We start from the raw sequence: 21,658 nt of genomic DNA on the forward strand, positions 1-21,658 counted from the left end.
TTGGGGCACCTAGGTCCAGAACCTCTTCGTTCTGGCGTACTCCCGTTCCGCCTTGAGGATGTCTCGATAGAAGTCGTCCTCGTCTCTTCTGAGGTTTCGCATCAATCTTGCCGCCGTCTCAGGGCCCAGCCCCCGGCTCGCCAGGGCGACGGCGGCGCTCTTGCCGTAGGTGAGGACGAGGTTTGCGTTCCTATAGACCCTCTTGGTCCTCCGTCGGTCCTCGGCGGTCTTCGCAGCCTCCGGCTTTCTGACGACGCCGATCTCCTCTTCTTCCCATGGCTTGAGGGCGGCCACCATCCGAGAGCCACAGAGGGGGCACTCGGGGACCGCCGGGACGCTCTTTACGGTCCGAAGGGACTTCCACCCCCTGCAGCTGACGCAGAAGAGGATCACCCGGTCGTTCATGATCCGATCCCTCAATAGCTCGATCACCGCCCCGTCGGCCCGCTGCGGAGTTGTGACGTCCCTTCCTCCCCGCCTCCCTTCAGAGCCTATGGGGCTTGGGTGAGATGTGGTGATGGCGACATCTCCCGCCCTCAGATCCTCCAGCGCCCTCCTCGCCCGGCAGACGTCGAGGCGATCCCAGAACAGCTCCCGCATGGCCTCCTGGCCGATGGGGCCGTCGACGAATACCCCCAGAACCCTCTTGAGGCTGACCGTCGTCCTGTCCAAGTCCCGGCGGAGCGCCCCGAACTTCCGGGAGACGTGGACCATCCTCCAGGTGAATAGCGACGTGTTCTTGAGGGTCAGCTCAAGGATCGGGCCGATGTGATCTGGGTCAGTCTCCATCAGGAGGGCTGCCACCTCCTCGGCGATCATCGGCTTTGAGGTCTCCAGGCCGATCCTGTAGGGGTCGACGTCCAGGGCGACGGAGCTTCCGAGCCTAGCCGAGAGGAGGGCGGTCACGACCCTACCCAGGGCCTCGTTCGCCTGGGTCCCAAGGCAGGCGTTCACCGTGATGTGGGTTGCGTCCCCCTCAACGACGACGGTCCGGTGATCGGGGACGGGGAGATGGGCCGAGACCTGGGAGTTTATCATCTTCACAAAGAGCCTCGCAGCCTCCTCGTCGGCGGGGTATTCTTCCATCAGGAAGGCCGTCGCCGTCTCCTCCCCTCCTGCCCCGGCCCCGCCCCCGCCCCCGCCCCCATCGGGACCGTCTCCTCCCCTCCCACCACCTCTGACACCTCTTCTTCTCTCCAGCAGTCGTGCGACCTGGGCCCGGATCTTCCCCGCCTCCTGAGCGACGCCCCAGGGGACGGGGATCTCCTCTCCGGACCAGGTGGGGATCTCGCCGCCTCTGTTAATGGGGGCGACCCTGATCTCCTCCTCGTCGTCGAGGACCTCGATGATCTCCCAGATCTCTCCCCTGGCGACGAAGGTCGCCCCGGGCTCTGCGAAGTTGATTACGAAGGCCTCATCGAGGGTTCCCACCGCCTTCCTTCCGACTACGTCGTAGACGGCGTACCTCTTCTCGTCGGGGATCATCGAGAGGTTCTGGTAGTAGTACTCCCAGGAGTTGCGCCTCCTCCGGAGGACGCCGTCTTCGAGATATACGAGCCTGTGGACCTCGATCTCCCGGGCCACCTCCTCCATCTCGGCGAGGGAAATGTCCCGGAAGGGGGAGGATCTGGCGATGATCTCAAAAGACCTTGCAAGGGTGATCTCGCCGAAGTCGAGGGCGAGCCCCACCAGCTGGTTTGCCAGAACATCCTTCGGTTTTTTGTGGGGCCTCGTCTCCTCAAGCTCCTTCGCGTTCGCCCTTCTCGCGATGGCGAGGGCCTCGGCGACGTCGTCGGGGCCGGTGGCGATGATCGTCCCTGCCGAACTCCTCCCCATGCTGTGGCCGGCTCTTCCCACCCTCTGGACGAGGCGGGAGACCTCCCTCGGGGAGCCGTACTGGATGACGTGGTCGACGTCGCCAATGTCGATCCCCAGCTCCATCGATGACGTACATATCAGCCCCTGGAGGCGGCCCGCCTTGAACGCCTCCTCAGCCTCTATCCTCGCCTCTTTGGATAGGCTGCCGTGGTGGACGCCGATCTCCTCGCCGAGACGGCGGAAGCTCGACCCCAGGACCTCGGCGGCCTGGCGGGTGTTGACGAAGACGAGGCACCTCTCCCTCTTCACCGCCTCCCGGATCATCCTGATCTGGGCAGCGAGCTGGGGGTCGCACTCAAGCCTCCTGGCGAGGGCGAAGTCGCCGCCCTTCGGCTGGGGGGAGACGACCCGAAACTCCGCCACCCTCTCGACGTCGGCCCGGAGGATGCCGCACCTCCTGTTCGATCCCACCAGAAACTCCGCTACCGTCTCCGGGGTGCCGACGGTCGCCGAGAGCCCCACTCTCTGAAACTCTCCTGCCACCTCCACCATCCTCTCCAAAACGATCGCGAGCTGCGACCCCCGCTTTGAGGCCGCCAGCTCGTGGACCTCGTCGATGACGACGGTCTTTAGCCCTCCGAGGTTCGTTCTGAGCCTCTTGCCCGTCAGCATAACCTGGAGGGTCTCCGGCGTCGTGATGAGAAGGTCGGGAGGCCGGAGGGACTGGGCCCGCCTCTCTGCCTGGGTTGTGTCGCCGTGGCGGACGGCGACGGAGATCCCCAGCTCTTCTCCCCACCCCTGGAGGCGCGAGAGCATGTCCCGGTTGAGGGCCCGCAGCGGCGTGACGTAGATGGCGGAGATCCCGCCGGGGGCCTGCCCCCCCTCTCCCGCCCCGGAGCCTCCGCCCCTTCCTCGGGCGCTCTTCGCCCCTGCTCTTCCTCTGGGGGCGCCGGCCTTCCGCCCCCCTCCCCTGCCCTTATCCCGGAGCATCTTGTGGAATAGCGGGAGGGCCGCAGCCTCGGTCTTTCCCGTCCCGGTGGGGGCGATGAGGAGGATGTTCTCTCCGGCGAGGATCCGGGGTATCGCCATCTTCTGGGGCGGCGTCGGCTCCACTATCCCCTGGCGGGCGAGGAGCCCCCGGATCTCGGGGCGGAGCCTCGAAAAGACGGTCACAAACCATAAGTTCTCCGGGGGATAATAATAGCCTCGCGTGGAGGAGTTTTTTTGCAGGTGGCAGTGGTAGGAGCCGGAGATTACGAGGAGACGAGGTACAACCTCGCAAGAGAGCTGGGCAGAAGGATAGCGCAAAAAGGCCACGTCTTGATCACCGGCGGCCTCGGGGGTGTCATGGAGGCGGCCTCCCGGGGGGCGAAGGAGGCGGGGGGCGTCGCCGTCGGGATCCTCCCCGGGGAGAAGGAGGCGGCAAACCCCTACGTCACCGTCGCCATCGGGACCGGTATGGGCCACGGGAGGAACGCCATCGTCGCGCGGTCCGCCGACGTCGTCATCGCCCTTCCGGGTCTATACGGCACCCTCTCGGAGATCGCTCTCGCCCTGAAGATGGAGAAGCCCGTCATCGACCTCGGGGACTGGAACGTCGAGGGGATGGTCCGGGCCGAGAGCCTCGAAGAGGCGATGGAGATCGCAGAGGGGAGAGGCACGGCTAAGAAAGGGTAAAGATCGCATGTAACTCATTGGCAAAAAGCGAACTTATCCTAGAAAGAGCCAGCCCTGTGGTTTTCGCGCCGCCCGGCCGCGCCCCTCGACCCGCAACCTATAAGCCCTTGCAGTCCTTACAGCACTTACATGGGCGAAGCAGCCGATAAGAGGATACCGGTGACCCGGGAGGTCTGGGAGGATTTATCAGATCTCAAGAGGCCTGGAGAGACCTTCGCGAGCCTCCTGGCGGAGATGATCGAGCACGAGAAGAAGCGGCGGCTCTTCCTCGATATGGAGAGGATCGAGAGGGAGGGAAGCTTCGTGGAGCTTCGACTTTGACCTACCAGCTGCTGATCGAGGAGAAGGCCCTGGAGTTTCTCCGATCCCTCCCCGAGAAGAGCAGGAGGCTTGTAGCAGAGCGGTGTCTTTCTCTCGCCGACGATCCCTTCCCAGGAAGCAGCAGCTTCGACCGGGAGGCGCTCCATCTACCCGGCTTCAAGAAGCTCTATCGGCTCCATGTTGGAAGGTCCTATACCGTCTTCTATCGGATATCTGAAGACGAGAAGGTCGTCGGGATCCTCGCAGTCACCATCATTGAGAAGGCACACAAGATGTACGGTCGGCTCTGAACCCTCCATCTTCTCCGGATAAGAAGCGCATCAGCTCCTCGGCGATGACCTTATACCCGAGCTCGTTCGGGTGGTCGAGCCCCGGGAGGATCAGGCTCTCCAGAGGGACGCCCTCGGCGACCCGCCCCATCCAGGCGCCGTAGACGTCGACGAAGCCGACCCCCATCTCCTCGGCGACGTCTTCGAGTATCTGGTAGTAGCTGAGGACCATTCGATCGAACCTGGGCGTGGTGAGGGGCTCAGAGCTCATGAGGAGGACCTCGGGCCCCGCTCCAGACCCAGAGCCCGCGAGGATCCTCTCGACGATCTCGATGAGGTTGCTCTTGAACTCGCCGAGGCGGACCCCCATATACATGTCGTTTATCCCGAAGTTGACGGTGACGAGGTCCGGGTTGTGGGCGATCACCGACCAGTCGAGGCGGGCGAGGCCGTCGAAGCTCGTCGCCCCGCACGCCCCCTCGTTTATTATGGCGACCTGGGCTTTCGGGTACTTCTCTTTAAGCATCGATAACCAGAAGGCGTCGAAGCCCTTCCGGACGGCGAAGCCCGCGGTGATGGAGTCGCCGAAGACGACCATCTTCACCCGCTCCCCCGCCTCCAGGAGGGAGACGGTCCTCTCCGGGGACCTCCTGTCCGGTTCCCTCGTCCCGCTCATTTCTGGACCCTCACCTCACCAGATCCTCGGGGAGGGCCCCGGTGAGGATCTCTATCCTCTGCTCCGCCCCGTCCAGGAGGGCGTTGCACCTCTTCACCAGAGATACACCCCTCTCGAAGGCCTTCAGGCTCTCCTCCAGGGTCAGATCCCCCTCCTCCAGCCCCCGGACGATCCCCTCCAGCTCCGCGAGAGACGCCTCGAGGCTGAGATTGTCGCAAGCCCCATCCATCGAGTCGGACGAATCCTTAATCTCCGTCAACCCGTCACATCCTTCCAATCCGCAAAATCCTTCAACTCCGTCGCCTCCGATCCAACCTATCCCCCATCGACCGGCAGAGGAGCCCCCCGTCGGCGAAGAGCAGCTCGAAGAGCTCGCCAGCGTTTAGATCCGACGCGCGCCTTGCGATGCCCCCATCGGTGACCGCGATGCAGTAGCCCCTCTTGAGGGTCGACAGGGGGCTGAGGGATTCAATCTTTCCTTCTGCCACCTCCAGCCTTCCGGAGAGGCGATCGATCAACATATCCTCCGCCGAAACGAGCCGGTCCGCGATCCTGTCGAGGTTCTGCCTCTCCTCGAAGACGACCCCCCGCATCCTCCTTCCGGATAGAGACCTTCCGAGGCCTCCAAGCCTCGCCCGCCGGCGGTCGACGGATGCCGATAGGGACCTGGCCATCCTAGCCTCGGTCCCTGAAAGCTCCTCCCTCAGCCCCTCGACGTCGGGCCTCACCATAGCCGCCGCCGACGACGGCGTTGGAGCCCTCACATCGGCGGCGAAGTCCGCTATCGTCACGTCCGTCTCGTGGCCGACTGCGGAGACGACGGGGCTGATGGACGAAGAGATCGCCCTCGCCACCACCTCCGAGTTGAAGGGCGAGAGGTCCTCCGCCGATCCGCCGCCCCGCCCCACTATGATCACGTCGGCGATCCCCTGGAGGGCGGCGATAGCCGAGGCTATGGACCTGGGAGCCGACTCCCCCTGGACCACGGCCGGGGATATCAATATCCTGGCGGGGCAGGACCCCAGGACCCTCAGAACGTCCCGGAGGGCGGCGCCGTCGGGGGATGTGACGACCCCGATACATGCGGGATATGAGGGGATAGGCCTCTTCCTCTCGGCATCGAAGAGCCCCTCGGCAGAGAGCCTCTCCTTCAACATCTCCAGCTCTAGGTGTTTTCCGCCAAAGCCGGAATCGAGCCGAGCGGCCTTCACCAGGATCTGGACCCGCCCCTGGGGGCGGTAGAACTCCACGTCCCCTAAGACCATGACGTTCTGCCCGTTCGCGAGCTCGAAGTCGAGGCCGCCGCTGTTGCCCCGGAAGAGGACACAGGATATCTGGGAGTCCCCATCTTTTAGGGTGAAGTACCGGTGCCCTGAACGGTGGTTTACGACGTTCGAGAGCTCCCCCCGGGCCCAGAGGTTCGAGAGGCGCAAATCTGATGTGAGCCTCTCCCTGATCCTCTGGTTCAGCTCGCTGACGCTGAATATTCGATTCAATCGCCATCAAATGAGACCGCCACCATATTTAAGGGCTCGCGGCGTAGGCCGAAAGAAATGGCGGCTAGGCTTAAGATCGAAGGGGATATGGCTGCGGGCAAATTTCTATCGAGGACGAGCAGGTTCTCGATCCTGGCAGAACTGGGGATAGAGGGGGGCGAGGGAAGGGTGGTCGACTGCCACCTCCCCAACTCCGGAAGGCTCGCGGAGCTCCTCGTCCCCAAAGCTCCCCTCATCCTGCGGCCCGCCGATGACCCCGAAAGGCGGAAGACGAAGTTCGACGTCTTCGCCGTGGCGGCAGGAGGGAAAACTGTGGTGGTGGACTCGCGAGCCGCAAACATGATCGCAAAAGAGGGTTTCGCCTCAGGAGAGCTCTCGAAGTTCTCCGGCTACAGCCTCGTCAGGACCGAGCCACCTTTTGGGAGGAGCAGGCTCGACTTCCTCCTGGCCGGGGAGAGGCCCGCCATCGTGGAGGTGAAGAGCTGCACCCTGGTGAGAGACGGCGTCGCCCTCTTCCCCGACGCCCCCACCAAGAGGGGGCGCCGCCACCTTCAGGAGCTTTTGAGGGCCCAACATGAAGGGTATCGTGCCTGCGTCCTCTTCGTCGTCATGAGGGAGGACGCCGCAGCGTTAGCCCCCAACGACGAGACCGATCCGGCCTTCGGAGCCGCCCTCCGGGAGGCTGCTGCCGGTGGGGTGGAGGCGATCGCCATCGTCGCCCGGTATAAAGACGGCTGGTTGGAGGTGGCGGGGGAGGTTCCCGTCGAGCTCTTCAGCCCTAAATAAAGTTTATTGATGCCATCTCAAGCAAACTTTATATGGCATGATGGCTGAGCCTCAGAAGATAACCCGAGCCTCTAATAGGAAGTGATAATCTGCACATCATGGAAGGTTTCCTGCCCCATCCCTGGTGGGAGGTCTGGTACGCCCTCTCCCTCCCCGTCGTGATCTACGGGATCTACAAGATAAACCAGCTGGCAAAGGAGAGGAGGGAGACTTTGCCCCTCCTGGCCCTCGCCGGAGCCTTCATCTTCGTCCTCTCGTCCCTGAAGCTCCCCTCGGTGACGGGCTCCTGCTCCCACCCGACGGGGGCGGGGATGGGCGCCATAATATTCGGCCCCGCCATAACGGCGGTCCTCTGCCTGATAGTATTGGTCTATCAGGCCCTATTCCTAGCCCACGGCGGGATCTCGACCCTCGGCGCCAACGTCTTCTCCATGGGGATCGTGGGGCCCGTCGTCGCCTATCTCGTCTATCGAGGGTGCATGAGGTCGAAGCTGAACTTCTACGTCTCGATCTTCTTTGCTGCGTTCCTTGCGGACCTGGCCACATACCTCGTTACATCCCTCCAGCTCGCCCTTGCCTTCCCGTCGGCGACCGGCGGAGTCCTCGGGTCCCTGGGCGCCTTCGGGACGGTCTTCGCCCTGACCCAGGTGCCCCTCGCCATCGTGGAGGGGGTCATCACCGCCCTGATATTCAAGTACATAATCCAGGTGAAGGGGGATGTCATGGTGAGGCTGAAGGTGATCGACGATAAGAGGCTGGGAAAGCTCAAGGAGATGATCTCGGCATGAAAGGCGAAATTCTGGCTGGAGCCGCCATCCTCCTCCTATTTGCCCTATTTTTATACGTCGCCGGGAGTGACGGCGGAGCGGAATGGGGAGGGGCCGACGGTGAGGCGGAGGGGGTCATAGAAGAGCTGACCTGCGGCACCTACGAGCCATGGTTTTCGCCGATCTGGGAGCCGCCCAGCGGCGAGATAGAGAGCCTCCTCTTCAGCCTCCAGGCGGCGATCGGTGCCATAATCATAGGATACTTCTTCGGATACTACCGGGGGAGAAGGTCCGCCTGAGGTAATGGCCTTGGATCACGCCCTCCTGGACGATTACGCTCTAAGAAGCCCCCTTCGCAAGAAGAACAACAAGCTTAAGCTGGCTCTTGTAGCGGCCGCCCTCCTCGTCGGCGTCTCGTCCACCTCGCCGGTGGCCCCCCTCTTCATCGCCCTCACCATGAGCTTCGCCGCGATCCTCCTGGGAAAAGTTCCCGCCCGGTTCTATCTGGTGATGGCGGCCGCCCCCCTGAGCTTCGCCCTCTTCGGGGCGGTGATCATCCTCCTCTTCTTCGGCTCCGGCCCCGAGATATTCTCCCTGGAGCTCTTCGGCCAGAGGATCGGGGCGAGCGCCGAAGGGGCGGAGATGGCGGTCCTCGTCGTGTCAAGGACCATCAGCGGGATATGCTGCCTCTTCTTCCTGGCGACGACGACCCCGATGGTGGAGCTCTTCGCCCTCCTCAAAGGGTTGAGGCTCCCCGACACCTTCGTCGAGCTGTCAATGATGATCTATCGGTACATCTTCGTCTTCCTTGATGGTGCGATCAAGATGAGGCAAGCCCAGGTCATGAGGCTCGGATGCGACGGGTTCAGGTCATCGGTCCGATCCTTCTCGATGATGGCAGGAACCCTATTTCTCAGAACCATGGATCAGGGCGAAAAGCTCTACACTGCCATGGACTCAAGATGTTACGACGGAAAACTCTCCCTCTTCGAGGATAAACGACCGATCAAGGTCCAAGAACTCCTGGCAGCCTCGACCTACGTCACCTTCATAGCCGCCCTCTCCTACCTCTCTCGAGGATCTTCAATATTCTGAGGCGGAAAAGATGAGCCTTCTGGAGACGAAAAATCTCAGTTACTCATATCCCGATGGAACCGCTGCCATCAGGGGGGTCAACCTCAGGATCGAGAAGGGAGAGAAGATAGCCTTCGTCGGACCCAACGGCTCGGGGAAGTCCACCCTATTTCTCCTTTTGAACGGGACGCTCCGCCCATCTGAAGGGGAGGTCCTCATCTGCGGCAGTCCCATCAGATACGACAGCCGATCCCTCCGGGATACGAGGAGGCGGGTGGGTATAGTCTTCCAGAACTCCGACGATCAGCTCTTCGCCCCCACAGTCCGCCAGGACGTGGGGTTCGGCCCCACGAACCTGGGGCTATCCAGGGGAGAAGTCGAAGAGAGGGTCGAGAAGGCCCTCCAGTACGTCGGGATCGAGGGGCTTAAAGATCGCCCCCCCCACCACCTCAGCGGCGGCCAGAAGAAGAGGGCGGCGATCGGGGGGGTGATGGCCATGGAACCCGAGGTGATGATCCTGGACGAGCCGCTATCTAACCTCGACCCCGCAGGCTCCGAGGAGGTGATGGGCCTCCTCGATGAGCTCAACGATAGGGGGACGACGATAATCATATCCACCCACGACGTCGACCTGGCGTACCGGTGGTCGGACCGGGTCTACCTCCTCGCCGACGGGAGGATCGCATACCAGGGGAGGCCGGAAGAGATCTTCGGGGACGCGAGGCTCCTATCCAGCTCCGGGCTCCGGCAGCCTCTCATTATGGAGGTGTACGACGAGATCACAAAGAGGGATCTGGCGGCCCCCGGAAGAACTCCGAGGAGCGTGCCGGAGCTCGTCTGCCACCTCACCCCTCCGAACCTCCGGTGGATGAAGGTCCCTTCCGGGACGAAGGTGGGTGAGACCATACCACCAGACGGCGTGAAGGAAGTAATCCCCGATCCTGGCGGGCCAGAGCAGGTGAGGGTCGTCCATCTCCAGGAAGGGGGTCTGGCTGTGGTGGAGACCCTTGAGAGGACGATCAGGATCGGGGCCGTCGTCATCTCCGATACAGACCGGATGGACGGTGAAGATCTTAAGAGGATGAAAGATGAGTGGAAGATAGATCTCGTCGGGGTGATGGGGACCAGGAGCAGGGCCTTCGCCGAGCGGAATGGGATCACGGCCGACATATCCTCGAACGTCATAGACAGGACGATACTCCGGGCTCTCTGCGGAGAGGAGGTCCTCATCCTCACCAACGGTGGAATGGTGGAACACGCCCGAAGAAGGATAGAAGATTACGCAAGCCAGAGCGGCATGAAGATCGGTGTCGTCGTCATCGATGAAAACTCCCAGGAGAGAGCTAAATTGCCAGAGGAGATTCAAGCCGACGCCGGCAAGAGCGCCTGACGACGATAACGCATCACCCCAAGAGCTCGCTTTCTACCATCTCTCTGGGCACTGTTTAAACTGTCGAGACAGGATTAGGTGTGAGCGGGTAGGGGAGTGGGGGTTAGTGAAAATTAGTTTACCCGCTCGTGGTTATACCTCTGTGCGATTGTATAAATAGTTTTCCTACACGTAATTGAAAACAATCATTGAATATTTCTCCATTGTGCAGCCCTGTTGGCTATCTTCGCAGCAAAAGCGCCAGCCACAAACCCGGCGTCGATGTTGACTACGACCATCACAGAACAGGACTGGAGCATCGATAGGAGGGCAGCCTCGCCCCTGCCCCCCGCGCCGTAGCCGGTGGAGACCGGAAGCCCCACAACAGGAGCTTCGACCAGCCCCGCCACCACCGCCGGCAGCGTCCCCTCCCGACCCGCAGCCACCACCAGGGCGTCTCTGTCCATCATCTTCTCCAGGGATGGAAAGAGCCTGTGGATCCCCGCGACTCCGACGTCGTACTCCGATATCGTATCGCATCCCATCAGCTCTGCGGTGACCCTCGCCTCCTCGGCGACGGGGACGTCGGCGGTACCAGCGGTGAGGACGCCGACCTTTCCTCCAGAAAATTTCTTAATAGAGTCCTCCGATATGACCACCGCCCTCGCCCGGCCTTCCCATACAAGGTCAGAACCTTCGGGGAGGGGGGCTTCTCTCAGGGCCTCCAGCTGTTCCGGCGAAACCCTGGTGATGAGGACCTCCTTCGATGCCGCGAGGAATGAGAGGGCGATCTCCACCAGGTCCGACGGGGTCTTTCCCTCCGCCAGGACCGCCTCCGGGATCCCGATCCTATCGATCCTGCACGGATCGAGCTTCGCCATATCTCCCACCTCCCGATAGGAGAGGAGGTTCATCTCCCGGACCGCCCCCTCCAGGGAGATCTCGCCTCCGGCGAACCTCTCCAGGATATCTTTGACCTTCAACTTCACCGACAAGATCTCTTATTCGGGAGGATAAATGGTTTATCCCCCCCCGCCCCCTGGAGCTTCTGATGAAGGTTAACATGGATCTTCACATCCATTCGAAGTACTCCTCCGCCACCTCCGGAAAGATGGATCTTGCCACCATCGCAAGAGAGGCTGCGAAGAAGGGGATCAGGATGGTGGCCACCGGCGACTGTCTCCACCCTCGATGGATGGAGGAGGTCGTCGCCCTCCCCGAGAGGGACGGTCTCTTCTGGGAGGGGGATACCGCCTTCGTTCTGACGACGGAGGTGGAGGACTCTTCAAAGGTCCATCACCTGATCATCGTCCCCGACCCCTCCAAGGCCTCGGAGCTTCGAGAGGCCTTCTCGGCAAGGACCTCAAGCCTCGACTCCGAAGGCAGGCCAGCCCTCAGAATGACGCCCCCGGAGATCGCCGACGCCACCCTGGAGGCGGACTGCATGATGGGGCCGAGCCACGCCTTCACCCCCTGGACAGGTCTATACGCCCATTACCGATCCCTCGATGAGTGCTACCAGGATCGGTCTTCTCAGATCCGATACGTAGAGCTGGGCCTCTCCGCCGACTCCGACTACGCCGATAGGATATCGGAGCTGGAGCAGAGGACGTTTCTATCGAACTCCGACGCCCACTCCCCCTGGCCGAACAAGCTGGGAAGAGAGTTCAACCAGATGGAGATGGGGGATCTGGCCTTTGAAGATCTGAGAAGGGCAATCCTGCGAGAGGGAGGATGCCGCCCCACCCTGAACGTCGGCTTTCCCCCGGAGGAGGGAAAGTACAATCAAACCGCCTGCACCCGATGCTACAGGCATCACTCTATCGAAGAGATGAAGGATAGGAGGGGCAGATGCGAATGCGGGGGGCTGATAAAGGTGGGGGTCAAAGACAGGGTGGATATCCTGGCGGATCGACAAGAAACGGCCCATCCTCCTCACAGGCCGCCATACCTCCATCTGATACCCCTAGCAGAGATCATCGCCATGGCTCTCGAGGTGAAGGGGGTTTATTCTTCGCGGGTCCAGAAGATCTGGAATGAGCTGATCCGTGGAAAGAGCGAGATAGAAGTTCTGGTGGAGACGGACCTCTCGGAGATCCGGGGCGAAGATAGGGTCGTTGACGCCATCCGGGCCTTTCGGTCGAAAGATGTGGTGGTGGAGCCTGGGGGTGGGGGAAAGTACGGAAGCGTTACGATCCGAAAAGTTCCAAAAGAGAGAAGGAGCGACGATCAGAGGTCGCTCTTCGATTTTTAAAAATTTTTTGGCTTTCAAAGGACTTTGGCCGTTGGGATGGTCAAAACGGGCTGAAGCTGCACCCCTCTGATCGCCTGGATCGTATGGGTCAGCCGAACTGAAACCTCCATCCCGTTGTTGATCTCGTTGCTCTCTCTCACCCTGCAGTATTCGGGCATGAACTCGTCGCCTGAGCAGCTGTCGACGAAGACCATGATCTTCGCCTCCTGGTTGTAAAGCACCTCACCTGAGGGGACGCCTATGTAAAGGTTCCCGCTGAAGGTCGCTTCTTCTCCCGCTCCCAGCCCTTCCTTCCAGGGGTACCAGATGTCGGTCTGGCCGGGGACCGAGAAGGGTCTGACGTACCTTGCGCCGCTGCCGACTATGACGTCAACGCTCGTCTTGAAGTCCTTATCAGTCGCTCCTCCCACGTTTTTAATAGTGACTTTGAGGGGCAGGTTTGCCACTCTGCCGTCCTCCTCGAAGGAAGGGGTGCCAGGGACGACCTCTGTGACGATGAGATCTGGAAGACGCGCCGCGGGGGTCAACGTCCCGACGATATCCGCCGATGGGAGCGTCAGGCCTGGAGCCATCATGTCCACAGCATCAGAGACCGTTCCCATCCCAGAGGCTGTGCAGAGATTACAGAGATCCATCGAAACGACGGCCTGTCCCCGAGCAGCTCCCTGCTCCCGCTCTACGGTCACAGAAAACAGGTAGATCCCCGCTTTCCAGGTGTATTGAGTTCCCTGGTGGGTGGTGGGAACTATTTCAACTATGTAGAAGCCCGGTGCCCTGGACGCTTCGGCCGCCCTTGTGATGTCCACCAGGGCACCTCCTGGGGCCACTATCGTCGCATCAACCCTGAAGTTGGACGGTCCCAGGCCTCTTACAGCGTTTCCGTTCTCGTCAACGACTGATATGACCAAAGCGGCGCTGTTGCTGTTTCCGGGAGCCGCGTTTATGGGGCTTGCCCCTCCTTCAACGTTAAACTGTGATCCCAAGGCAGTCCCCGAGATCATGGCTGTACATATCGCTATTGAGATCCAGAACATCAAAATTCGTTTCAAAAGCCTCACCTTCTTGAGCGATCCGTTCTTGCTGTTATTATAACATCGATCGTTTAAATTACTATCTATCCGACGGAAATTTTTTTATTATCAGAGTCCTGTCAAGTTGCGGCGGCGCACCCCGCAGCAAGCTGCGGGGTATTCGATAAAAATTATGAATGCTTCAAGTAAAGTTTTTTGTGGTCTTCCAAAGATACCTGCCCACTTCATGGCAGAGAGCTTCATTTGATCTTCAATCCCTACTTCAATCCCTATGTTCTGCGTATATTTAGCAAATACATGCTAAAGCGAAAACTTAGAACGTAGAGTCATTTGAGTACATTCTTGAGGAGATTCCCAAAGAGACATTCAACCTACATCATTTCATGCATATTGATCATAAATTCAGCATTTCGTTTATGCTAGAGAAATTATTGATCAATTCCAGGCCTCTTGGCGTAGTTTTATATAATGTTGTCCTATCTTCTGTAACTTGCAGAAGCCCCTTTTTCTCTAGAAGGTCGAGATACGGGTTGACCGTCCTGAAGTTCAGATTTGCCTGATAGACTATCCTTGTCTTGTTCGCTCCTCGTGTGCAGGTATTGAGGATCGAAACCATTATCTGCATCCTGTCCCTCCTTGTCATAAGCTATTCGCCCTCCAGCAGTTTTCTTTGGTCGCAGTAATTTTGCTCTATTTCAGCAATAATGTTGTGGCACATTCTGACGTATAAATGTTCCGGTACCATGGACCTCTATGAAGCTACGTATCCTCAATAAATGCCGAATCTCAGTAACTATGGTCAGCCAAAAATTGTGGTTGCAGCTCCTTATTTATGGAGATAATTGGCCTCTGGTCAATATACTGATCGCGAATACGGACATATATTCAGCTTTCGTCTCTGCAGTTGGCATATACATGATTTGCTTCAGCTATTTCCCCCTTGATGCTGGCTTCTTCGGCGAAGGCATGAAGATCAACAGATTCGACCACGTCTAGGATCATTATCCATTGCCGATGTAGCAAGGAACTGGCCTTTTTGACCTAAAATCCGCAAGTTTAATAACCATGCAGGCTAAATACGACAACAGTAAGCCTAATTATGCCTGATACATAGTTATAATTTTGGTAATTGGGCATCAAGTTTTTTCGCTATCTGTGGGGCCATGGCTATTAATTGCCCTGGAGTTTAGGTTTTGAAGCATACAGTCATGGCACCGAGAAATCGGTTCAATGGCGCCGATCGGATGGAGCTATATCTGAATGAACCGCTCCACGGGAACAAGAGCCGCCGAACGAGGTTTCTGCGGGAAACATTCAAAATTTTAATATTATTTATTTTAAATCCCCACATGCAGTTTTCGGCCAAAAGACCGAGTTTAATGCTCTTATACAAATCGTTTTCTTCCATGATCGAAATTGTTATTCATTGGATGTCGCTCGTATCTTTTACATATTTATGAGATCCTTTGATGCCATAGAATTCATATATGTTGGCAAGAAAAAATAGGACTTATAATCACCATAAATTATGGGGATTAGATTTAGAGAGATGAAGCCGGTTGGTCCCGAGGTGATGTAGCTGAGGCGGCTATTGATCACGGTGTTGATAGCTATAATAGCCATGCACGATGGCTGCGCCCTTAGCAGCGGCTCCATATCTGCATCAAATGATGCACTGGATTTCCTGACTGCAGGCAGCAGCCTCAAAGGGGAAGATCTGACGGCAAAGGCTTCAGCATCCATTCATCCTTCAAACCAACTGGGCAGCACGTCGATTAATGATAGAATCGGATATCTGATCGCGAGGTCTGACCTGCCATCAGGCCTATATCCGAATTTGGATCGTATCGCCGCAGACGAGAACGACGGCCATAAGGTGATAAGCGACCACTCTACCGACAGCTCCAGCCAAGGATCGAAGATAGCAATGAATTTGGATCGCCTGCCTTCGGGAAGTGAAATACCAATAGAAGCCTCAGCAAATGGCCTTCGGATCGCGAGTTCTGATTTGGCATCAGATTCAGGTTCAAATTTGGATCGCCTCGTCTACGATTTGGCGAATATTGAAGATGACGAAAGGAGCTTTTTGGCGTCGAGTTCTGGTCTCAGATCCGATATAGGGACGAATTTAGATTATTTATCACTGTCAGAAATAAGATCTTCCCGGGGGCTAGCAGGGAATCTTCCTTCGATGGTGAGCACCTATGATAAGTCGATGGATGTGAATACTAACCTAAACCGAGTCTTCGATATTGAAGACGACCTTTCAATAGCGGATATCTACATCGGATCGTATTCATCATCTGATCCAGGTGAATTATATAAATACGCTGAAACTGTTCTACCAACCGCGGTAATCATTCCCGGCCTTTATATCACAAATCCGGATTTAACCCCAGGAAACAGTGCAAATGTGGGCTATAGATACGAACCGGTACGGGTTGTGAAAAAAGAGACGGAGATCGAGCAGCTCTTAGGCAGCTATGATCCTATACATGATATCGACACGAACTTCGATTACATCAGCAAGAATTTAAACTATAACAAAGAGGCCGACACAGAAAAAGCCGTTCCATCAGATTACCCGCGCTTCAATTCAGCCCTGGGTTCGGGCTCCTTGGTCAAGTCGGATGTAAGTTTGCTCGAAACCGGTTACGTCAAGAAGGATCTCCCACCCCATATCAATCGAAATATCGACTTCTTGATTAAGAATGGGGATAGGTCAAGTGAGCATATTGTACCCTATCTCTTCGGCAGGTGGTATGAAGAGGAAGAGATCGGCGGCAAGAGGGGTGAGAATCCCCAGAATTACGCCGTTGTGGTGGGGATCAACAGCTATACCGATTGGAGGGGACTACGCACTGCTGTAAATGATGCCAACGATATTTCCCAAATATTGGAGGCCTGCGGCTACCAAGTCGTCGAGCTGACGGACAATACCGAGTTGAAGCCCACCAAGGAGAATATTTTAAGGATGTCCCTGGAAGATCTCAGGAAGAAACAAAATGGCGGAAATATCATATTCTACTTCTCTGGCCATGGCGTCCGGGATGATGATGGCACCTTCTATCTTGTTCCGCAGGATGCCAGGAGTGATGACCTCTCGACCCTGATCAGCGAACTGGAGCTGAGGGGATATATGAGGGATCTGAACAACCTGGCGGTGATCATCGATGCCTGTAACAGTGGCGATCTGAAAATAGCTGGTGATGGGCAGCTTGTTCTCACCTCATCAAAGAAGGATGAGCCGAGCAACGAAAAGTGGTTTGGATCAGGGAGCGTCTTCACGTACAACTTAATCAGAGCCATAGAAGAGGAGATGCAATCGGGCGGGAATATATCCCTTAGAGAATGCTTCTATAAGGCCAGAGAAGATACAGTGCGGTGGTCCAATCGGCGTTTTATGAGCCAGACTCCCGAAATCATCGATTTGACGGGGGGCTATCACCTCATCAGATGAGCCGCTATAGCCGCTCTCGTTCATATCAAGACTCGGCCTTTACACAGGACCGATGATGCCCAGTCACTTCGGACGAAGTACCTCCTCGAATATCCTCTCCTCCAGCATTTCAAGCTCTTTTACATCCTTTCTCCATCTCTTCAAGAGGGAATACTGGTTTATTCCTATGATCACGAAGAGGCAGCAGAGGATGATGTTTATGGCGGTCAAGGTCATATTAAAATCGAAGAAGCCCTTCTGGTGCGAGTACGATACAAATGCGATCCCGTTCGCGACGAGCCCCACAGGCGCGAGGATCAAACCCCCTATGATAAGAAGCTTCAAATATCTCTTCCTCCGCTCGATCTCCTCCACAAATCCATAGTATATATCCGTGAGGTTATCTTTATCTGACATCCTCAATCACTCCACTCGTCCGACTCGAAGAGCTCTGAATTTATCCTCTTGAACCAGTTGTACCTCTCCTTTCCGAGCTCCGTCAGCTCAAGGGCGATGACGGTCCGGCCGCCCCATTTCTCTTTCATCTCAACGATATATCCGGCTTCCTGCAGCATCTTCAGGTACTTCTCTCCGGACGTCGTCTTCAGGTTGGCACACTGGATTACATGGGTCTTCAAAGCCCGGTCCTTTGACTGATATCGAGCGATGCATTCAAGAATCCTCAATATTATCTTGACAGCTGGTCGATATCTTACCACTATTTTACCACATCCTAATTGCTCGCCTTTCTTTTAAAGGTCTTCTGTACCTTTGTTACCTCGTATTCCGAACTGCAGATTGTTTCACAACCTTTATTAGCAGAGTCAACTATCATTTGAGATCGAAGGGAACCGATTGGACGCCTCCTCTTAGTTCCCCTCCTCAATCAAGGCCTTCTCCGAGGAAGATGGTACTTGCCTTCCTTTTTCGGCTGCCATCTGCAGCATTGTGCTTTGACGATACCCGTGGAGCAAATGCCATACTCGCAAAAGCCTGGAGTTAGCACCGCCCGCAAAATATTGGCTCATTCTTGCGATTGACCAATTAGCACGGACTAGTTGTTGTTTCTTGACTATAAACTGGTTGCTTATTCATAGTACTAACGATTTGTTCTTAATTGCGATTCACATCATGATATATTATATCAACAGCATATACTCCATCGCCATATTATGTATCGATTCCGCCCCTCAAATGGTTAGTGGTGCTGGAGATGGTAACTCATCATAAGATAAAATGGATGGCGACTCTGCTCATATTGCTCCTAGCTGCGGCTGACGGTGCCTGTGGGGATGATGAGATTCGCCACTTCAGCGCTCAGTATGCATTAGATCAGGCTTCGGATTCCGAAGTCGGATCCATATTCTCCATTAAGATGGACATAAATAATAATTTGAATATAATATCCGATGCTCCATCTAAGGACTACAATTCTCTGAAGAGCGAAATATCCCTCGATTTGAACACCATCATCGAGGATTCATATCAAATAGATGACATATTTGGGATGAAATTTACCATTCCCTCGTCTGAAATCTCTGCTGATCAACCTTCATCGATCACGTCGGATTCGCCCATCATCCCTTTCGGATCTGACATCACCGGATCTCAAGGTGCAGAGTATTTGGAGTGGAGTTATCCGGCGTTCTCTTCATGGGAAAATCCCTATGATCTCGATGAGAGTATTATTGAGGTAACAACGTCAGATCCAATTTTTCACAAGACCTATCAGATGCTAGATCAGATCGTAATCAGTGGTATGAATTTTTGATGTTCTTGTAAAGAGAAGCATCTTCAGGATTGAAACGCAAAATCACTGACACCGCCCGGTCCCTCAGCTGATGTAATAAATCAACCATCATGCTGACCAAAATTTTGATTCGAGGGATGTTCTTCCCGAAAGGTAATAATATATAGAACCTTAGAGATGCATACCATTATGCAAGGGAGAAATCTCGCCCTCATTTTATTGATGGTGATCGCTCCGGGCGTCTCAGCTGGCCTCGATGGGACGGCTACGCCGACGGATCTGAACTCTTCCGAAACGCTCTCTCATATAACTGAACGACAAAATGGATTGCATTATATCGAGGAAATGACTGATATTCGCGTTCAATATAATGAAGATCTCGGTTATTCGTCCGACATTTTAGACGAATTTGTGAAAAAAAATATTACAAATAGAGATGCCGTTATGGTGACGATGGCCATACTCGTTCTTGCATCCAGGACTAAAGATGCCGCCAGCCGGATAGATCCTCCAGACGATTACGTCAAATATCACTTCTATGTTCAGCGTTCTTTGGATTATCTTGAGGAATATCTGTGGAACATGGGGAAGTTCTATGAGACGGGCAACAATGCCTACGCCATTCTGGCGAGGGATGCTTTCAATTTGAGCGTATATTATTATGAGAGAAGCATAGAAGAATTCGCCCTGGTCCAGAAGTCTGGTTCGGCCGATAGCTCCCCGGCCTGAGGAGAGCCATCCGCAATCTGCCACGGGCCGCAACATCGTGCCCATCAAGTCTATCGATGGGTTCATGAGCGGTTCTATTCAGCAAGCCGCCGGCAGGATCCCCGAACTTATCGGCTCTGGCGCCCTGCCCCCGTCATCCGTCTATCTAGTCCCTTTTATGGACCGTGCTCATCTGTATCACCGTTCGCTGTCTATTCGTCCCTGAGATATGCTCATCTCCTTCGCTGAAAATGGTCTTTTGGTCGCTTGCTACCTGTCGATATTTCAGGCGGGTGACTCCCGTGGCTTCGGCATCAATGAAGACGCTCGTATTCTTAGTTGGCTGGAAGATAACTCGCTCAACGCCATCGTCACTTGCGATGACCGTCATGTTCATCCGCTCCAGTTTCAGGTCGCGTATATTGATCTTCGAGAGTTCTGTATTATAAAGAAAGCCAGACCCGATGTAATCTAGATTATTGCCGGCGAATTCTCGATCATTGATTCCAGTGCCGGCGTATCGGACTTCTCGGACGGAGCCGATTATTACAGGCCATAATTCATAATAGTTAAATATGTATTTAGCCTCACCACGGGGCTTGATCACCTCTCTTTTGACCTCCTCTTTCGCGGATGAACGCAAGTAGAGGGATTCGCTATATTCGAAGGATCCTTCATATGCCCCTGTCCTATCCTCGATACGGACATCGTTCAAGCCTGCATTCGCGTATCTTGAATGATATCCTCCGATGCTTCTGCCGTCGGGGGTCACGTTTATTGATGAGATCTTTCCGGTTACGTGGCCCTCCATGTCGAAGCCCACGGTGCCGCTCTCTCTATATATCTCCCAGCCGTCTACAGATGCAAACCAGGATATTGCGCCATTCACATTAGTTAAGAAGAATATAACAATTAAAGCAATAAACAGATGCCCGATATAATTAGATCTCAAGTGATCGCCTCAATCCAACAAAAATATAAAAAAATTGTTTGGGGATCGAGGCTGAGCTGGGCGCAACGACTCCCCTCGCTTCTACCATCCGGATCCCGTGGGCCACACCGTGGGCTGGTAGAATGGATAGCTCGGAGGTTTCGGCGGTGCAGGCCAATCGAACCCCGGTGGGCTTGTGGCTCCGGGTCCACCTGTCGGGGTTAAGACCGCGTCTCCATATGTGGCCTTTGCCGTGTCTTTGTAGTCGTATTTCTTCGGACTTCCTGTATAATAGAACGAATCTGTAGAATAATGGGCACTCCTTTTCCGGTTATTCTTTGCCGACAGAGTCCTGGTGATCTTGTCTCCCCATGCCTGGTTGAGGGTCTGGGTGGCGATGGCTTCTGTCGAGGAGGCCTTCGCCTCATTGGTGAAGACGACGCCGCCCTTTGTTATATCCGTCGTGACCTTGGCCTCGTAGTTCTTCCTGTTCCTGGCGAAGGCGCTGAAGGTTATCGAGTCTGCGCTGACGACGTCCCACTCCTCGCTGGCGATGGCATAACTGCCCATGTTACTTGCGCCAGCGGTGTTGCTCAGGGATATCCCCAATACAGCGTTCTTCAAGTTGTAAGTTACCTTTACATAGTCGTTGTAGTTGCTGTATACAGATTCTTCTCCTTGGTAATCTAAGCCGTTGACCTGGGTATTTTGCTGCAGGGTTACAGAGCTGCCGTAGTTCAGGGACGACGTGCTGGAAAAGCCGCCCTTGGGATCGGTGCTCAGCGTCTCCGATATACTGGAAGAGCTTCCACCACTGGTTCCTCCAAAATTCGAGGTGATGCCGCAGGCGTTCGAAACCAAAAAAAGCAGACTGAGCATCAGAACGAGCGCATATCCGGACTTGTGGTTCATTATTACCTCCTTTATTAACTTGTGCACTCTCTATTTTATCTACTATAAATTTTTCGGTAACATTGGTAGGTTATAGTTGCGGCTATTCGATTTTATTGGTTATAAGAATACATGTATAATTTTCATCCTCTTTTTTTAATCCTCTTTTAACTTGTAGGATCGGAAAGGACGAAGCGGGAAGTCCCCATCCTTCAGGGTGGGGATGAAAGCGGAGTCCTTCCCTTTGCTTCTGCTAACCGATAACTATTTAAGGGAATAATGGGATACACACATTCTGTTAAATCCAATGAAATACAAGCTCAACCGATCTGCACATTCTGTGTACTCACTTCACTATCACTTGGTGGTAGTCATCAAGTACCGAAGGAAAGCACTCTATG

The 21,658-nt window shown here is 55.7% G+C and carries 23 protein-coding genes and 1 pseudogene; 13 read left to right on the plus strand and 11 right to left on the minus strand.

Annotated features, from left to right (window positions below):
• Positions 1 to 9 precede the first annotated feature (9 nt).
• Complete coding sequence (locus tag P0O24_RS08735; protein ID WP_316969369.1) at positions 10 to 2,991, minus strand: DEAD/DEAH box helicase; 2,982 nt, start codon at positions 2,989 to 2,991, stop codon at positions 10 to 12.
• A 57-nt stretch (positions 2,992 to 3,048) separates the two neighbouring features.
• Here P0O24_RS08735 and P0O24_RS08740 point away from each other — a divergent pair, with 57 nt between their 5' ends.
• From P0O24_RS08740 to P0O24_RS08750, 3 genes are all read left to right on the plus strand, one after another.
• Positions 3,049 to 3,495 (plus strand): TIGR00725 family protein, encoded by a 447-nt coding sequence (locus tag P0O24_RS08740; protein WP_316969389.1) that lies wholly within the window; start codon positions 3,049 to 3,051, stop codon positions 3,493 to 3,495.
• A gap of 129 nt (positions 3,496 to 3,624) precedes the next feature.
• Positions 3,625 to 3,816, plus strand: coding sequence for a hypothetical protein (locus tag P0O24_RS08745; protein WP_316966496.1), 192 nt, complete (start codon positions 3,625 to 3,627; stop codon positions 3,814 to 3,816).
• On the plus strand, positions 3,813 to 4,106 hold the full coding sequence (locus P0O24_RS08750; protein ID WP_316969370.1) for a type II toxin-antitoxin system RelE family toxin: 294 nt from the start codon (positions 3,813 to 3,815) through the stop codon (positions 4,104 to 4,106). Before P0O24_RS08745 ends, P0O24_RS08750 begins: the two co-directional genes overlap by 4 nt.
• On the opposite strand, the gene P0O24_RS08755 is transcribed toward P0O24_RS08750, so the two are convergent.
• From P0O24_RS08755 to xseA, 3 genes are all read right to left on the minus strand, one after another.
• Entirely contained in the window at positions 4,069 to 4,761 is a 693-nt protein-coding gene (locus P0O24_RS08755) for an SGNH/GDSL hydrolase family protein (protein ID WP_316969371.1), read from the minus strand. The genes P0O24_RS08750 and P0O24_RS08755 overlap by 38 nt on opposite strands.
• A 10-nt stretch (positions 4,762 to 4,771) precedes the next feature.
• Positions 4,772 to 4,990, minus strand: a complete 219-nt coding sequence (xseB, locus tag P0O24_RS08760) for an exodeoxyribonuclease VII small subunit (RefSeq protein ID WP_394356757.1) — start codon at positions 4,988 to 4,990, stop codon at positions 4,772 to 4,774.
• A gap of 61 nt (positions 4,991 to 5,051) precedes the next feature.
• A complete protein-coding gene (xseA, locus tag P0O24_RS08765; RefSeq protein WP_316969373.1) occupies positions 5,052 to 6,257 on the minus strand; it encodes an exodeoxyribonuclease VII large subunit in 1,206 nt (401 codons plus the stop codon).
• A 57-nt stretch (positions 6,258 to 6,314) separates the two neighbouring features.
• Between xseA and sfsA the strand changes: the two genes are divergently transcribed.
• The 5 genes from sfsA (at position 6,315) to P0O24_RS08790 (ending at position 10,274) form a co-directional block, all read left to right on the plus strand.
• Entirely contained in the window at positions 6,315 to 7,043 is a 729-nt protein-coding gene (gene sfsA, locus P0O24_RS08770; protein WP_316969374.1) for a DNA/RNA nuclease SfsA, read from the plus strand.
• Positions 7,044 to 7,132: 89 nt separating this feature from the next.
• Positions 7,133 to 7,831 carry an energy-coupling factor ABC transporter permease gene (locus P0O24_RS08775; RefSeq protein WP_394356758.1) on the plus strand — a complete coding sequence of 233 codons (699 nt, stop codon included), beginning with the start codon at positions 7,133 to 7,135 and terminating at the stop codon, positions 7,829 to 7,831.
• Positions 7,828 to 8,109 (plus strand): energy-coupling factor ABC transporter substrate-binding protein, encoded by a 282-nt coding sequence (locus tag P0O24_RS08780; RefSeq protein WP_316969376.1) that lies wholly within the window; start codon positions 7,828 to 7,830, stop codon positions 8,107 to 8,109. Before P0O24_RS08775 ends, P0O24_RS08780 begins: the two co-directional genes overlap by 4 nt.
• Before the next feature lie 4 nt (positions 8,110 to 8,113).
• Complete coding sequence (cbiQ, locus tag P0O24_RS08785) at positions 8,114 to 8,905, plus strand: cobalt ECF transporter T component CbiQ (protein ID WP_316969377.1); 792 nt, start codon at positions 8,114 to 8,116, stop codon at positions 8,903 to 8,905.
• Between the two features lie 10 nt (positions 8,906 to 8,915).
• Positions 8,916 to 10,274 (plus strand): energy-coupling factor ABC transporter ATP-binding protein, encoded by a 1,359-nt coding sequence (locus P0O24_RS08790; protein ID WP_316969378.1) that lies wholly within the window; start codon positions 8,916 to 8,918, stop codon positions 10,272 to 10,274.
• A 185-nt stretch (positions 10,275 to 10,459) separates the two neighbouring features.
• Here the strand turns inward: P0O24_RS08790 and larB are convergent, their stop codons facing one another.
• A complete protein-coding gene (larB, locus tag P0O24_RS08795) occupies positions 10,460 to 11,242 on the minus strand; it encodes a nickel pincer cofactor biosynthesis protein LarB (protein ID WP_316969379.1) in 783 nt (260 codons plus the stop codon).
• Positions 11,243 to 11,304: 62 nt separating this feature from the next.
• On the opposite strand from larB, the gene P0O24_RS08800 reads away from it, so the two are divergent.
• On the plus strand, positions 11,305 to 12,507 hold the full coding sequence (locus tag P0O24_RS08800; protein WP_316969380.1) for a TIGR00375 family protein: 1,203 nt from the start codon (positions 11,305 to 11,307) through the stop codon (positions 12,505 to 12,507).
• 14 nt (positions 12,508 to 12,521) lie between these two features.
• Here the strand turns inward: P0O24_RS08800 and P0O24_RS08805 are convergent, their stop codons facing one another.
• Positions 12,522 to 13,490, minus strand: coding sequence for a hypothetical protein (locus tag P0O24_RS08805; RefSeq protein WP_316969381.1), 969 nt, complete (start codon positions 13,488 to 13,490; stop codon positions 12,522 to 12,524).
• A 442-nt stretch (positions 13,491 to 13,932) separates the two neighbouring features.
• Positions 13,933 to 14,181, minus strand: a complete 249-nt coding sequence (locus P0O24_RS08810; RefSeq protein WP_316969382.1) for a winged helix-turn-helix domain-containing protein — start codon at positions 14,179 to 14,181, stop codon at positions 13,933 to 13,935.
• 957 nt (positions 14,182 to 15,138) lie between these two features.
• Between P0O24_RS08810 and P0O24_RS08815 the strand changes: the two genes are divergently transcribed.
• Entirely contained in the window at positions 15,139 to 16,998 is a 1,860-nt protein-coding gene (locus P0O24_RS08815) for a caspase family protein (RefSeq protein ID WP_316969390.1), read from the plus strand.
• Positions 16,999 to 17,061: 63 nt separating this feature from the next.
• On the opposite strand, the gene P0O24_RS08820 is transcribed toward P0O24_RS08815, so the two are convergent.
• A complete protein-coding gene (locus tag P0O24_RS08820) occupies positions 17,062 to 17,394 on the minus strand; it encodes a hypothetical protein (RefSeq protein WP_316969383.1) in 333 nt (110 codons plus the stop codon).
• Positions 17,395 to 17,396: 2 nt separating this feature from the next.
• Positions 17,397 to 17,696 carry a winged helix-turn-helix domain-containing protein gene (locus tag P0O24_RS08825; protein WP_316969384.1) on the minus strand — a complete coding sequence of 100 codons (300 nt, stop codon included), beginning with the start codon at positions 17,694 to 17,696 and terminating at the stop codon, positions 17,397 to 17,399.
• Between the two features lie 485 nt (positions 17,697 to 18,181).
• On the opposite strand from P0O24_RS08825, the gene P0O24_RS08830 reads away from it, so the two are divergent.
• Together P0O24_RS08830 and P0O24_RS08835 are read left to right on the plus strand one after the other, a co-directional pair.
• Positions 18,182 to 18,748 carry a hypothetical protein gene (locus P0O24_RS08830; RefSeq protein WP_316969385.1) on the plus strand — a complete coding sequence of 189 codons (567 nt, stop codon included), beginning with the start codon at positions 18,182 to 18,184 and terminating at the stop codon, positions 18,746 to 18,748.
• A gap of 168 nt (positions 18,749 to 18,916) precedes the next feature.
• Positions 18,917 to 19,456 (plus strand): hypothetical protein, encoded by a 540-nt coding sequence (locus P0O24_RS08835; protein WP_316969386.1) that lies wholly within the window; start codon positions 18,917 to 18,919, stop codon positions 19,454 to 19,456.
• Positions 19,457 to 19,601: 145 nt separating this feature from the next.
• Here P0O24_RS08835 and P0O24_RS08840 read toward each other — a convergent pair whose 3' ends face one another.
• Positions 19,602 to 20,387 (minus strand): hypothetical protein, encoded by a 786-nt coding sequence (locus P0O24_RS08840; protein WP_316969387.1) that lies wholly within the window; start codon positions 20,385 to 20,387, stop codon positions 19,602 to 19,604.
• A gap of 81 nt (positions 20,388 to 20,468) precedes the next feature.
• Complete coding sequence (locus P0O24_RS08845) at positions 20,469 to 21,305, minus strand: hypothetical protein (RefSeq protein ID WP_316969388.1); 837 nt, start codon at positions 21,303 to 21,305, stop codon at positions 20,469 to 20,471.
• Between the two features lie 259 nt (positions 21,306 to 21,564).
• Here P0O24_RS08845 and P0O24_RS12610 point away from each other — a divergent pair.
• A pseudogene (locus P0O24_RS12610) lies at positions 21,565 to 21,658 on the plus strand (IS200/IS605 family transposase); the annotation flags it as partial.

Origin of the sequence: Candidatus Methanocrinis alkalitolerans, assembly GCF_029167205.1 — an archaeon.
GTDB lineage: Archaea > Halobacteriota > Methanosarcinia > Methanotrichales > Methanotrichaceae > Methanocrinis > Methanocrinis alkalitolerans.